This window comes from Pseudomonas sp. WS 5146, assembly GCF_012985495.1.
GTDB classification, from domain to species: Bacteria; Pseudomonadota; Gammaproteobacteria; order Pseudomonadales; family Pseudomonadaceae; genus Aquipseudomonas; species Aquipseudomonas edaphica.
The window spans coordinates 82,665-94,764 of sequence record NZ_JAAQWL010000014.1 but is presented as its reverse complement, the minus strand read 5'-3'; the positions used below and the strand labels follow the sequence as shown (position 1 = coordinate 94,764).

12 protein-coding genes are annotated in these 12,100 nt (G+C 60.0%); 7 read left to right on the top strand and 5 right to left on the bottom strand.

Annotation, left to right across the window (positions count from 1 at the left end; genetic code table 11):
• Positions 1 to 55: 55 nt before the first annotated feature.
• The gene (antB, locus tag HBO41_RS27200) at positions 56 to 547 is read right to left on the bottom strand and encodes an anthranilate 1,2-dioxygenase small subunit (protein WP_056858366.1); all 492 of its coding nucleotides are present in this window, start codon (positions 545 to 547) and stop codon (positions 56 to 58) included.
• Complete coding sequence (gene antA / locus HBO41_RS27195; protein ID WP_099549424.1) at positions 547 to 1,938, bottom strand: anthranilate 1,2-dioxygenase large subunit; 1,392 nt, start codon at positions 1,936 to 1,938, stop codon at positions 547 to 549. Before antA ends, antB begins: the two co-directional genes overlap by 1 nt.
• Before the next feature lie 313 nt (positions 1,939 to 2,251).
• Here antA and HBO41_RS27190 point away from each other — a divergent pair, with 313 nt between their 5' ends.
• Positions 2,252 to 3,244 (top strand): helix-turn-helix domain-containing protein, encoded by a 993-nt coding sequence (locus tag HBO41_RS27190; RefSeq protein WP_017137963.1) that lies wholly within the window; start codon positions 2,252 to 2,254, stop codon positions 3,242 to 3,244.
• A 133-nt stretch (positions 3,245 to 3,377) separates the two neighbouring features.
• On the opposite strand, the gene HBO41_RS27185 is transcribed toward HBO41_RS27190, so the two are convergent.
• Entirely contained in the window at positions 3,378 to 4,253 is an 876-nt protein-coding gene (locus HBO41_RS27185) for a LysR family transcriptional regulator (RefSeq protein WP_017137962.1), read from the bottom strand.
• 114 nt (positions 4,254 to 4,367) lie between these two features.
• On the opposite strand from HBO41_RS27185, the gene HBO41_RS27180 reads away from it, so the two are divergent.
• From HBO41_RS27180 to catA, 3 genes are read left to right on the top strand one after another with little or no spacing between them, the layout of a single operon-like run.
• The gene (locus HBO41_RS27180; protein WP_169988465.1) at positions 4,368 to 5,495 is read left to right on the top strand and encodes a muconate cycloisomerase family protein; all 1,128 of its coding nucleotides are present in this window, start codon (positions 4,368 to 4,370) and stop codon (positions 5,493 to 5,495) included.
• Positions 5,496 to 5,507: 12 nt separating this feature from the next.
• Positions 5,508 to 5,798, top strand: a complete 291-nt coding sequence (gene catC, locus HBO41_RS27175; protein ID WP_169988463.1) for a muconolactone Delta-isomerase — start codon at positions 5,508 to 5,510, stop codon at positions 5,796 to 5,798.
• A gap of 41 nt (positions 5,799 to 5,839) precedes the next feature.
• The gene (gene catA / locus HBO41_RS27170; RefSeq protein ID WP_169988461.1) at positions 5,840 to 6,769 is read left to right on the top strand and encodes a catechol 1,2-dioxygenase; all 930 of its coding nucleotides are present in this window, start codon (positions 5,840 to 5,842) and stop codon (positions 6,767 to 6,769) included.
• A gap of 109 nt (positions 6,770 to 6,878) precedes the next feature.
• Here catA and HBO41_RS27165 read toward each other — a convergent pair whose 3' ends face one another.
• On the bottom strand, positions 6,879 to 7,352 hold the full coding sequence (locus HBO41_RS27165) for an Lrp/AsnC family transcriptional regulator (RefSeq protein WP_003176072.1): 474 nt from the start codon (positions 7,350 to 7,352) through the stop codon (positions 6,879 to 6,881).
• Between the two features lie 145 nt (positions 7,353 to 7,497).
• On the opposite strand from HBO41_RS27165, the gene kynU reads away from it, so the two are divergent.
• Both kynU and HBO41_RS27155 read left to right on the top strand, forming a co-directional pair.
• On the top strand, positions 7,498 to 8,748 hold the full coding sequence (gene kynU, locus HBO41_RS27160; RefSeq protein ID WP_169988459.1) for a kynureninase: 1,251 nt from the start codon (positions 7,498 to 7,500) through the stop codon (positions 8,746 to 8,748).
• A 137-nt stretch (positions 8,749 to 8,885) separates the two neighbouring features.
• On the top strand, positions 8,886 to 10,292 hold the full coding sequence (locus HBO41_RS27155; protein WP_017137956.1) for an amino acid permease: 1,407 nt from the start codon (positions 8,886 to 8,888) through the stop codon (positions 10,290 to 10,292).
• On the opposite strand, the gene HBO41_RS27150 is transcribed toward HBO41_RS27155, so the two are convergent.
• Positions 10,238 to 11,128, bottom strand: a complete 891-nt coding sequence (locus HBO41_RS27150) for a LysR substrate-binding domain-containing protein (RefSeq protein WP_169988457.1) — start codon at positions 11,126 to 11,128, stop codon at positions 10,238 to 10,240. The two genes, HBO41_RS27155 and HBO41_RS27150, sit on opposite strands and share 55 nt — an antisense overlap.
• A 190-nt stretch (positions 11,129 to 11,318) precedes the next feature.
• On the opposite strand from HBO41_RS27150, the gene HBO41_RS27145 reads away from it, so the two are divergent.
• On the top strand, positions 11,319 to 12,083 hold the full coding sequence (locus tag HBO41_RS27145; protein WP_169988455.1) for a sulfite exporter TauE/SafE family protein: 765 nt from the start codon (positions 11,319 to 11,321) through the stop codon (positions 12,081 to 12,083).
• The last annotated feature ends 17 nt before the right edge of the window (positions 12,084 to 12,100 follow it).

Sequence of the window (12,100 nt, the reverse complement as noted above, 5' to 3'; positions counted from 1 at the left end):
GCCAGCCCGGTCAACCGGGAGCAAGCTCCCTCGCCACAGTGGGTGGTGTGTTGTATTAGAGGTGATAGAAATCCAGCACCGAGTTGATGGTGTCGTTGAGCAACAGTGCGTGCTTGCGGGTGATCAGCCAGCTGTCCCCATCCGGCTTGAGGTGGTAAGTGGCAGGCCCGTAAAACTGCTCTGAGGTGGCCAGGCGATAGAACAGCGTGTGCCAGTTCAGCTTCACCTCCAGCGTGCCGTCTGCCTGCTCGGCGATCCGCACGTTATTGATCAAGTGCAAGGTGCGCGGCATCGGCGTGGCCGACGCCGCCTTGCCGGTGCGCAAACGGAACACGCGGTCTTCCAGGCCCGAACGGTTGGCGTAGTAGATCAGCGACATTTCGCGTTTGGGGTCGCGGGTGTACACGTGCTCCGAGTCCCATTGCGGCAAGTGAAACTCGCTCTGCGGGTCGAACAGCTGCACATAGGCGTCCCAGTCCTGGGCGTCGCACAGCTCGGATTTGCGGTAGAAGAATTGCTCGATCCGGTACTGCAATTGGGCATCCATCACTTCACCTCCCGCAGTGTCAGCGCTTGCTGGTCCAGGCCTTTGAGCAGAAATTGCTGCCAGTTGCGATGCTGGTTCACATACAGGCCTTCGTGGGTGAATTCGGTGCCGGTCATGGCCGGTTGAATGCCGATGGCTTCGCTGTTCGGCGTAGGGCCGGTTTCCCAGCGATGGCTGCCCCGTGAGATATCGCTCCAGCGCTCCAGGCGGCCCTGGAAACCGCGCTGGGCTTCGCGAAACTCCACCAGATCATCCGGCGTGCCCATGCCCGATACGTTGAAGAAATCCTCAAACTGGCGAATGCGGTTTTCGCGGTCGGCATCCGACTCGTTTTTCACGCCCAGGCACTGGCTGATGATCTCCGTCTTGTTCCACGCCACCGGGCGGATGATGCGCAGCTGCGAGCTGATCTGGTCGAGAAAGAACAGGCTAGGGTAGATGTTCAGGTTGCGCAGGCGGTGCATCATCCACTCGGCTTTCTGCTGGCCGTGTTCTTCCACCAGGCGCGGCATGATGGTGGCGTAGCCCGAGCGCACGCTGGGGTTGGGCATGTCGCTGAACAGCACGCTGTGGCCGTTGTTGAAGGCGAACCAGCCGTCATCGGTATTCGCGTCGCCGGCGCCGAGTTTGCTGTAGTCCAGTGTGCTGGCGGACGCGCTGCCGTTTTCGGTATTCACCTGCTGGCGATGCTGCACCGTGGCCACGTAGTTGTAGTGCACGGTGCTGACGTGATAACCGTCCAGGCCGTTTTCGTTTTGCAGTTTCCAGTTGCCGTCGTAGGTGTAGGCGGATTTGCCCGGCAACACTTCCAGCTCACCGGTGGCCGACTGCGCGACCATCATGTCGAAGAACACTTTGGCGTCACCGAGGAAGTCTTCCAGGCTGTCGGTGCCTTGCACGTTGAGGCTGATGAACACAAAGCCCTTGTAGCTTTCGATACGGGCTTTTTTCAGGCCGCGTGTGGCGTTGTCGAAACCTTCCGGGTACTCGCCCGGCGCCTTGACCTTCACCAGCCGGCCGTCGCTCTTGTAGCACCACGCGTGGAACGGGCAGGTAAAGGTCGATTGGTTGCCCTTGCCGACGCGGGTCAGTGTGGTGCCACGATGCTGGCAGGCGTTGATCAGCGCATTGAGTTGGCCTTCGCCGTCGCGGGTGATGATCATCGGCTGGCGCCCGGCGCGCATGGTCACGAAGTCGTGGTTATTGGCCAGTTCGCTTTCGTGGCAGGCGTAGATCCAGTTTTTTTCGAAGATCAGTTCCATCTCCAGGTCGAACAGTTCGGGCTCGGTGAACATGTCGCGGGCGATGCGAAACACTTCATCCACCGGCCGAAAGTCCAGGCAACCTTCGATAAACGTTTTCCACTGCTCGACGCTTCTTGCACCACTCATGGGAGGCACCTTTTTAGATAGGGGCTAATCGGTGGGTTATTAGAGGCAGTGGGGCAGGGCGCGGGCTATCCGCTTAATGGGTGAAGGCAGGCCGCAAAATTGGGCAGCAAATACCCAGTTCAGTGCGCCCAGGTGACGCCATGCGCTACTGTCATACCAAAGGAAGGTCGCAAATGCCTGCGGCTTATCCACATAGTCGACGCTTGCTATCCACCCGGTTGCATTCAGGCGGGCGTGGCGTAGAACTTGCTGTCGATTGCCAACGACGCGCCGCCAGAGCGCGCAACCGCCTAACCGCCGTGGGTGCACCCTGATGAGTAGCCATACACGCGAGATCCATATTCAACGCTTCGACCTGGAGGGCGCCTGCAGCTGGATGTCCGGCATCTGCGGGCCGCACCGCCTGGCGACAAGCACGCCCGAGCGCCTGCGTTTTCACCACAGCGCCAATGTGTTCAAGTCCCGCGCCACTACCTTGGGCGTGATCGAGTACGGCACCGATGTGACCATTGATATCGAAGACGCCGAGCACTTCAGCAGCTACAGCCTGAGCCTGCCGTTGGTGGGCGAGCAGGAATTGAGCAAGAACGGCGAGCGCCTGAGTTCCAACCGTGACCAAGGCGTGATTTTGTCGCCTAACGAGCATCAGGTGCTGGCGATTTCCGGTGATTGTCGCAAGTTGCAGGTGGTGATTACGCGGGCGGCGATGAGTGAGTCGCTGGAAGGGTTGCTGCAACGGCCGATTGAAGCGCCACTGCGGTTTGAGTCGGTGATGGATGCGGTGGACGGTGCTTCGGCATCGTGGTGGCGCATGGCGCGCTACTTTATTGCGGAGCTTGAGTGCAGCAGCGAGTTGTATGAGCAGGCGGCGTTTACGCGGGATCTGGAAAGCTCGTTGATCAAGGGTTTGATCCTGGCCCAGCCGAACAACTATTCAGAAGAATTGCGCGACGTGCTCGGCGTGAAGCTGCCGCATTACCTGATTCGGGCGCGGCAATACATCCACGACAACGCCCGCGAGGCGATCCATTTGGAAGACCTGGAAGCGGCTGCGGGTGTGTCGCGGTTCAAGCTGTTCGATGCGTTTCGTAAATACTTTGCGCTGTCGCCGATGGCGTATTTGAAGAAGTACCGACTGGGTGTCGTGCGCCAGGAAATCCTCGAGCATGGTTCAATCCGCACCATCTCCGAGATCGCGCTGGGCTGGGGCTTTACCCACTTGGGACGGTTTTCGGCGGAGTACCGCAAACTCTTCGATGAATCCCCCAGCCAGACCCTGCAGCGCAAACGCCTGCGCAGTCTCTGAACTGTATGAAGATCAAACTGTGGGAGCTGGCTTGCCTGCGATAGCGGTGGACCCGTTGGCATCCTGGTTAACTGACCCACCGCTATCGCAGGCAAGCCAGCTCCCACAGGGGAATTGCGGTGTTTGGAGGGTTTCAGATCAACTCCTCAACCAACTGCAAACAATGACTCAGCCCTGGCGACTGATCATTCACTCGCCTGCTCAGGATAATCGGCGAGGTCGCAGTGGCTTCCACAATCGGCGTGTAGCCGATATCCGCCCGGTGCAACACCTGCACCGAGGCCGGCACCAGCGTCACGCCCATTCCCGCGCCCACCAGCCCGATGGCCGTCTGCAACTCGTTGGTCCACTGCACCACCTTGAGGCTCAAGCCATGGGCGTCGAACAGCGCGATCACATGGTCGGCATAGCTGGGGCGCGGGTTGCCGGGGTAGAGCACAAACGGCTCTGCGGCCAATTGCGCGAGGGTGGCGGGCGCGCCCAGCAGCGAGTGGCCGGCGGGCAATACGGCCACCAGTCGATCTTCCACCAGCACGCGCTGGACGATGGCCGGGTCGTCGATGCGAATGCGCCCGAAACCCACATCAATGCGCCCGGCCTTGAGCGCCTCGACTTGCTGCAGGGTGGTCATCTCCGACAAGCCCAATTCCAGCTCCAGCGCCTCATGGTTGCGCAGCCGCCGTATCAACTCCGGCAGCACGCCATACAGGGTCGATGGCGCAAAGCCGATGCCCAGCCAGGTCTTTTCGCCCTGGCCGATGCGCCGCGTGGTATCGCAAACCTTGGCCAGTTGTTCCAGCAGCACATTGGCGTGCTCATAGAAAAATCGCCCGGCTTCGGTCAGCCGCAACGGGCGGCCGCGTTCCAGCAACATCACGCCCAGTTCATCTTCCAGTTGCTGGATCTGCCGGCTCAATGGCGGCTGGGCGATGTGCAGGCGTTCGGCTGCGCGGGTGAAGTTGAGGGTTTCACCCAGCACCTGGAAATAGCGAAGATGACGCAGTTCCATGACGGTTCCTTTTATACCTTGAGGGTATCGTGCGAGACCCATTCTATATTGGAAGCCTTTAAAGATACGGCACAGAATCGGCTCAAATCTATAAAGAACCCAACGGGTATAGCCATGCCGATTTGCGCCATCGAGTCGATCGAGACCATCATCGTCGACCTTCCCACCATTCGCCCGCACAAGCTGGCGATGCACACCATGCAAAACCAGACGTTGGTGATCATCCGCCTGCGCTGCGCCGACGGCATTGAAGGCATCGGCGAGTCCACCACCATCGGCGGTTTGAGCTATGGCAACGAAAGCCCGGACAGCATCAAGGTCAACATTGACCGTCACTTCGCGCCGCTGCTGATCGGCCAGGACGCAAGCAATATCAACGCGGCCATGTTGCGCCTGGAGCGCAGCATTCGCGGCAATACCTTTGCCAAATCCGGCATCGAAAGCGCCTTGCTCGATGCACTGGGCAAACGCCTGAACCTGCCGGTAAGCGAGCTGCTCGGCGGGCGTGTGCGCGATGCGTTGCCGGTGGCCTGGACCTTGGCCAGCGGCAACACCGAACAGGACATTGCCGAGGCCGAAAAGATGCTCGACCTGCGCCGCCACCGTATCTTCAAGTTGAAGATCGGCGCCGGTGAGGTCAGCCGCGACCTGGCCCATGTGATCGCGATCAAAAAAGCCCTGGGCGAGCGCGCCAGCGTGCGTGTCGACGTCAACCAGGCCTGGGACGAGGCCGTGGCCCTGCGCGCCTGCAAGGTGCTGGGCGATAACGGCATCGACCTGATCGAGCAGCCTATTTCGCGCAATAACCGTGGCGGCATGGCCCGGCTCAACCTGTCGAGCCCGGCGCCGATCATGGCCGATGAATCCATTGAATGTGTCGAAGACGCCTTCAACCTGGCCCGCGAAGGCGCGGCTTCGGTGTTCGCGCTCAAGATAGCCAAAAACGGCGGCCCACGGGCGGTGTTGCGCACCGCCGCGATTGCCGAGGCGGCGGGCATCGGCTTGTACGGCGGCACCATGCTCGAAGGCGGCATCGGCACATTGGCGTCGGCGCATGCCTTTCTCACGCTGAACACGCTGGTGTGGGGCACCGAATTGTTCGGCCCACTGCTGCTCACCGAAGACATTCTCACCGAACCGCCGGTTTACCGCGATTTCGAGCTGCATGTCTCCACCGCACCGGGCCTGGGCCTGGCCATCGATGAAGAGCGCTTGGCGTTCTTGCGTCGTGACACACACTAAGAGGCGCCTGCCATGTTGTTCCACGTAAAAATGACCGTGAATCTGCCGCTGGACATGAACCCCGAGCGCGCCGCCAGCCTCAAGGCCGAGGAGAAAGCCCTGGCACAGCGCCTGCAACAAGAAGGCCAATGGCGCCACCTGTGGCGCATCGCCGGGCACTACGCCAACTACAGCGTGTTCGATGTCGACAGCGTACAAGACCTGCACGACCTGCTGATGCAACTGCCGCTTTTCCCCTACATGGCCATCGAAGTGAACGCCCTGTGCCGCCACCCTTCGTCGATCCATGAGGACGACCGTTGAGCCTGCTTTGCACCCAATAATTACAAGATGAGGATTGCACCATGTCCATCCGACTGTCCCAGACTGCCCATGCCCAGGCGTTTCTCGAAGAAGCCAGTGGCAACCATAACGACGGCGGCAACCCGCGCGCCAAGGCGCTGATCTACCGGATCCTGCGCGATACGGTAAACATCATCGAAGACCTGGAAGTGACCCCGGAAGAGTTCTGGAAGGCGGTCAATTACCTCAATGAATTGGGTAAAAGTCAGGAAGCGGGTTTGCTGGCTGCCGGCTTGGGCCTGGAGCATTACCTGGACTTGCTGATGGACGCTGCGGACGAAGAGGCCGGTAAATCCGGCGGTACGCCCCGCACCATCGAAGGCCCGCTGTACGTGGCCGGCGCGCCGCTGAGCCAATACGAAGCGCGGCTGGACGATGGCAAGGACGACGCAGTGCCGCTGTTTATGCGCGGGCAAGTGCGCGACACCGACGGCAAGCCGTTGGCGGGTGCGATTGTGGATGTGTGGCAGGCCAACACGGGTGGCACCTATTCGTGGTTTGACCCAACGCAATCGGAGTTCAACCTGCGTCGGCGCATTGAGACCGATGCCCAGGGCAACTATCGTTTTCGTAGCATCGTGCCGTCCGGTTATGGCTGCCCGCCGACCGGGCCGACTCAACAACTGCTCGACCAGTTGGGTCGCCACGGACAGCGGCCGGCGCATATTCACTTCTTCATCTCGGCGCCGGGGCACCGGCACCTGACCACGCAGATCAACCTGTCGGACGACCCGTACCTGCATGATGATTTTGCCTACGCGACGCGCGATGAGTTGATCGCCGAGATTCGCTTTAGTGACGATCAGCAATTGGCGCGCGAGTTTGGGGTGCAAGGGCGGTTTGCGCAGATTGATTTTGACTTTGAGTTGCAGTCGTCTGCTGCGCCGCAAGAGCAGCAACGTATGCAGCGCGTTCGTGCCCTCGAAGACTGATTAAACGCGGTCAAAAAAATGTGGGAGCTGGCTTGCCTGCGATAGCAATGGTGAATGCACCACCGCTATCGCAGGCAAGCCAGCTCCCACAGGTTTTGTAGTGTTGCGGTTATTTGCGCACCACCAGATCCAACACCTCATCCCGGTCCTTGATCTTCTGCAACACAATCTCCGAACGAATATCCATCACCCCGGCCGTGCGGTTCAGGTGGTTCACGATAAAGTCGGAAAAGTGCTTGAGGTTGCGCGCCTGCACACGCAACACATAGTTGCTTGCACCCGTAATTACATAGGCACTGGCCACCTCCGGCCAGCCTTGCACCTTCTTGATAAACGTCTCGTGCCAGTCCTCCACATCCTGGCGCAACGACAGGTGCACGATGGCCTCAAGCTCAATCCCCAGCTGCTCGGCATTCAACACGGCGCGGTAGCCGCTGATGATTCCTTCGCTCTCCAGCAGGCGCAAACGGCGCAGGCAGGCGGAGGGCGAGAGGGCGACTTTTTCCGCCAGTTCCTGGTTGCTGATGCGGCCATCCTGTTGCAAAAAATGCAGGAGGCGCAGGTCGGTGGCGTCGAGAATCATGGTTAGAATAAATCCGCGTATTTGGGGGTTAAATTCGAATTTCCTACAGCTTAATTAGCCTGTTACCCACCACTTTGCACGAAAATTCTCTAAAACTTCGTTCATTATTTGGTCCATCTTTACTTATAAAAAATCAGGACAACCCATGACCACCCGAAGCCACTGCCAAGCCCTCGATGCCCAGGACCCGCTGGCGCCACTGCGTCAGCAGTTTGCCTTGCCTGCGGGCGTGATCTACCTCGATGGCAACTCTCTGGGCGCCCGCCCGGTGGCGGCGATGGCGCGCGCCCAGCAGGTGATTGCCGAGGAGTGGGGCAATGGCTTGATTCGCAGCTGGAACAGCGCCGGTTGGGCGGATTTGTCCCAACGCCTGGGCAACCGCCTGGCGCCGCTGATCGGCGCGCGTGACGGTGAAGTGGTGATTACCGATACCACCTCGATCAACCTGTTCAAGGTGCTCAGCGCTGCCTTGAGCGTGCAGCGCCAACGCGAGCCTGCGCGCAAGGTGATTGTCAGCGAAGCGAGTAACTTTCCCACCGATTTGTACATCGCCGAAGGCCTGACCGAGTTGTTGCAACAGGGCTATTCCCTGCGGTTGGTCAACAGCCCGGACGAGCTGCCCCAAGCCATCGACCATGACGTGGCGGTGGTGATGCTTACCCACGTCAATTACAAGACCGGCTACATGTACGACATGCAGGCGCTCACCGCCTTGAGCCACGAATGTGGCGCGCTGAGCATCTGGGACCTGGCGCATTCGGCGGGCGCGGTGCCCATCGACCTGAACAAGGCCGGTGCCGATTATGCGATTGGCTGCACCTACAAATACCTGAATGGCGGGCCGGGCTCGCAGGCGTTTGTGTGGGTCAACCCGGCCTTGGTGGATGTGGTGCGCCAGCCGCTATCGGGTTGGTTTGGCCACACGCGCCAGTTCGCCATGGAAGCTCAGTACGCGCCAAGCGCCGGTATCGCGCGCTACCTGTGCGGCACACAACCGATCACGTCGTTGGCAATGGTCGAATGCGGCCTGGAGATTTTTGCCCAGACCGACATGGCCAGCCTGCGCAGCAAATCCCTGGCCTTGACCGACCTGTTTATCGCGCTGGTCGAAGCCCGTTGCGCCGCCCACGGCCTGGAGCTGATTACGCCGCGTGAGCATGCCCGGCGCGGAAGCCACGTGAGTTTCGAACACCCTGAAGGTTATGCGGTGATCCAGGCCTTGATCGCCCGTGGCGTGATCGGCGATTACCGCGAGCCGCGCATCATGCGCTTTGGGTTTACGCCGTTGTACACAAGCTTTACCGAGGTATTTGATGCTGTAGAGATTCTGGGCGAAATCCTCGATAACTCCACTTGGGACCAGCCGCAATTCAAAGTGCGCAACAGCGTCACTTAAGGACAACACCTATCAACTGTGGGAGCTGGCTTGCCTGCGATAGCAATAGTGAATGCACCACCGCCATCGCAGGCAAGCCAGCTCCCACAAGGTTCAGCGCCAGCCATAACAATCACAATAATAAAGGGGCACACCACGTGACCACGCCAGACAACGGCTTTGCAGAGATCACCCATCGCGAACTGGGCCTGAGGCGCCAGCTCACTTCCGGCCAGATGAGCATGATCGCCATCGGTGGCGCCATCGGCACCGGGCTGTTCATGGGCAGCGCCTACGCCATCGGTTATGCCGGGCCGAGTGTGCTGGTGAGTTACGCCATCGGTGCGTTGATCACCTTGCTGTTGATGGGCTGCCTGGCGGAGATGACCGTGGCGCACTCCACCTCGGGCTCGTTCGGCGCCTATGCGGAGTTTTACATCAGCCCGCTGGCCGGCTTTCTGGTGCGTTATGCGTACTGGGCGGCGATTGTGCTGGCAGTGGGCGCCGAGGTCACGGCGGTGGCGATGTACATGAAGTACTGGTTCGCCAACGTGCCGGAGTGGGTGTGGATCGTGTCGTTTTCCAGTGTGCTGATTTTGCTCAATGCCATCAGCGTAAAGACCTTCGGCAACTTCGAATACTGGTTCTCGACCATCAAGATCACCGCAATCGTCGGCTTCATCATCCTCGCGGTGTACGTGGTGTTCGGCTCCGGTAATCCTGATTATGGCGTGCAGAACTACACGGCCCACGACGGGTTTTTCCCCCATGGGCTGAGCGGCATGTGGATCGCAGTGATCGTGTCGATCTTCAGCTATCTGAGCGTAGAAATGATTGCCGTGGCCGCCGGTGAAGCCGCCGACCCGGAGCAGGCGGTGAAGAAGGCCTTTCGCGCCACCATCGTGCGGTTGGTGGTGTTCTACCTGCTGACTCTGGCATTGATGCTCGCCATCGTGCCGTGGAACCAGGCCGGCCAGACCCAGAGCCCGTTTGTTACGGTAATGCAGACCATTGGTATTCCCGGTGCCACCGGGGTGATGAATTTCGTGATCCTGATCGCCGCGTTGTCGGCGATGAACAGCCAGCTCTATATCACCACACGCATGATGTTCAGCCTGTCGCGTGCAGGTTTTGCGCCCAAGTCCATGGGCGCCTTGAGCAAGAGCGGCATTCCGCTGAACGCCTTGCTGCTGTCCAGCTCCGGCATTGCCCTGGCGACCTTGTTGAACGTGGTGTACCCGGAAAGCTCGTTCACCTTGATGATGGCGATTTCGATGTTTGGCGCGATCTTCACCTGGTTCATGATCTTCCTCACGCACCTGTTTTTTCGCCGTTATCGCAAGCGTCATGGCGGGCCGAAGCTGTCGTTCCAGCTGCGCCTGTTTCCCTACAGCACATTGCTGGGCCTGGTGCTGATGGGGGCGGTGATGATCACCACGTACTTCACCGAGGCCTTCAAGATGACGCTGGTGTTTGGCGTGCCATTCCTGATGATTCTGTCGGCGGTGTATTACGGGTTTTTCCGCAAGGGCAGGGCCAGGGCGTCGAACAAGGCTTTGGCGTAACCGGGCAATTGCTCGAAGGAGCGGGCGCATAACAGTAGTTTGCGACAGGCCCAGTCTTCGCTTAATGGCTGGGCTTTAATGCGCTTTTCTGTCGGCCAACGTTCCAATGCAGCCAGGGGTACGATGCCCAGGCCGGCGCCGCCGGCGACCATGCGGATCAACCCATCAAACCCCTCGGCGCGAATGCGTGTTTGCAGGCGAAAGCCTGCGTGCAATGCCTGTTCTTCCAGGTATACCGAAAGCGCGCTGCTGGCGGTCAGGCCTACATAATCGTATTGCAGGCTGTCGATGAAATTCGCCGTCGCCAACGGATGATCGAGGGGCATGATCAGCACCAGTGGGTCATCGCGAAACGGCAGGGTCTGCAAGCCGTGGGTGTCCACCGCATCGGAGATAATCCCCAGGTCTGCTGTGCCCTGGCGCAAGGCTTGGGTAATGCGCAGGCTGGGCAACTCCTGCAAGTCGATATCGAGGTTGGGGTGTTGGCGCAAAAAATCTGCCAGCAGTTCCGGCAGGTATTCGCTCAGGGCGGTGGTGTTGCACAGCAGGCGCACCTGGCCTTTGATGCCCTGGGCGTATTCGGCCAGGTCCTGTTGCAGGTGCTCGGCCTGTTGCAACAGCAGGCGGGCGTGGCGGGCCAGGGCTTTGCCGGCGGGTGTTGGGGTGACGCCACGGCGGCCGCGTTCAAGAAACTCGATGCCCAATGACGCTTCCATCGCACGGATACGCGCGCTGGCGGCGGCCAGGGACAAATGGCTTCGGGCGGCGCCGGCAGTGATGTTGCCGGTGTCGAGGGTGTGCAGGTAGAGGCGCAGGTCGATCAGGTCAAAGTGCATGGCTGAGGTTTCTCGAGTGACTTCACTGGCCTTGTCGCAGGCAAGCCAGCTCCCACCTTTTGCTTTGTGAACACAGTCCAATGTGGGAGCTGGCTTGCCTGCGATAGCTATTTAAGCCTCATGCAAAACAAGAGGCTACCTCAGTATATGGCGAATTTTCGACCTCAACGAAATCCTGCAAAATCGCCCCATGACTACCTTCCTCGCGTTCTACCAAAACCTCGGCCCGGCCTTGACCCTGCTGGTGATCGGCACCTTCCTGCTGGCCGGCACCGTCAAGGGCGTGATCGGCCTGGGCCTGCCCACCGTCGCCATGGGTATGCTCGGCCTGGCTATGTTACCGGCGCAGGCTGCGGCCTTGCTGATCATTCCATCCACAGTCACCAACCTCTGGCAACTGGCGTTCGGTGGCCACTTGAGCGCCTTGCTCAAGCGCCTGTGGCCAATGCTGCTGCTGATTTTTCTCGGCACCGGGCTTGGCACGTTGTGGCTGGGCACGGACGGCGGGCATTGGGTAGTTCGCGCGCTGGGTGGCGCCTTGCTGGTGTATGCGTTAAGTGGCTTGTTTTTGCCGACCTTCAAGGTGAAACCTAAAACCGAGCGCTGGCTTGGCCCGTTGTGCGGTCTGGTCACCGGCCTTATCACTTCGGCGACGGGCGTGTTCGTGATTCCGGCCGTGCCCTATCTGCAAGCCCTGGGTTTGAACCGCGATCAATTGGTGCAGGCGCTGGGGCTGGCGTTCACCGCTTCCACGTTGGCGTTGGCCGCAGCGCTGACCTGGCGTGGCACCCTGGGCGGTGGCGAAGTCAGCGCCTCGCTGTTGGCGCTGATACCCGCGTTGTTGGGGATGTGGCTGGGCCAAGTGTTGCGCCAGCGCATCAGCGCGGTGCTGTTCAAACGGGTGTTTTTCGTCGGCATGGCGATGTTGGGGGGCCATCTACTGATCAGCGGCTGAGTGGCTGTTCACGGTGT

What these genes read in the sequence shown, in the direction of transcription:
- antB (WP_056858366.1), bottom strand. Translation starts at nt 547, where the DNA reads ATGGATGCCCAATTGCAGTACCGGATCGAGCAATTCTTCTACCGCAAA.
- antA (WP_099549424.1), bottom strand. Translation starts at nt 1,938, where the DNA reads ATGAGTGGTGCAAGAAGCGTCGAGCAGTGGAAAACGTTTATCGAAGGT.
- HBO41_RS27190 (WP_017137963.1), top strand. Translation starts at nt 2,252, where the DNA reads ATGAGTAGCCATACACGCGAGATCCATATTCAACGCTTCGACCTGGAG.
- HBO41_RS27185 (WP_017137962.1), bottom strand. Translation starts at nt 4,253, where the DNA reads ATGGAACTGCGTCATCTTCGCTATTTCCAGGTGCTGGGTGAAACCCTC.
- HBO41_RS27180 (WP_169988465.1), top strand. Translation starts at nt 4,368, where the DNA reads ATGCCGATTTGCGCCATCGAGTCGATCGAGACCATCATCGTCGACCTT.
- catC (WP_169988463.1), top strand. Translation starts at nt 5,508, where the DNA reads ATGTTGTTCCACGTAAAAATGACCGTGAATCTGCCGCTGGACATGAAC.
- catA (WP_169988461.1), top strand. Translation starts at nt 5,840, where the DNA reads ATGTCCATCCGACTGTCCCAGACTGCCCATGCCCAGGCGTTTCTCGAA.
- HBO41_RS27165 (WP_003176072.1), bottom strand. Translation starts at nt 7,352, where the DNA reads ATGATTCTCGACGCCACCGACCTGCGCCTCCTGCATTTTTTGCAACAG.
- kynU (WP_169988459.1), top strand. Translation starts at nt 7,498, where the DNA reads ATGACCACCCGAAGCCACTGCCAAGCCCTCGATGCCCAGGACCCGCTG.
- HBO41_RS27150 (WP_169988457.1), bottom strand. Translation starts at nt 11,128, where the DNA reads ATGCACTTTGACCTGATCGACCTGCGCCTCTACCTGCACACCCTCGAC.
- HBO41_RS27145 (WP_169988455.1), top strand. Translation starts at nt 11,319, where the DNA reads ATGACTACCTTCCTCGCGTTCTACCAAAACCTCGGCCCGGCCTTGACC.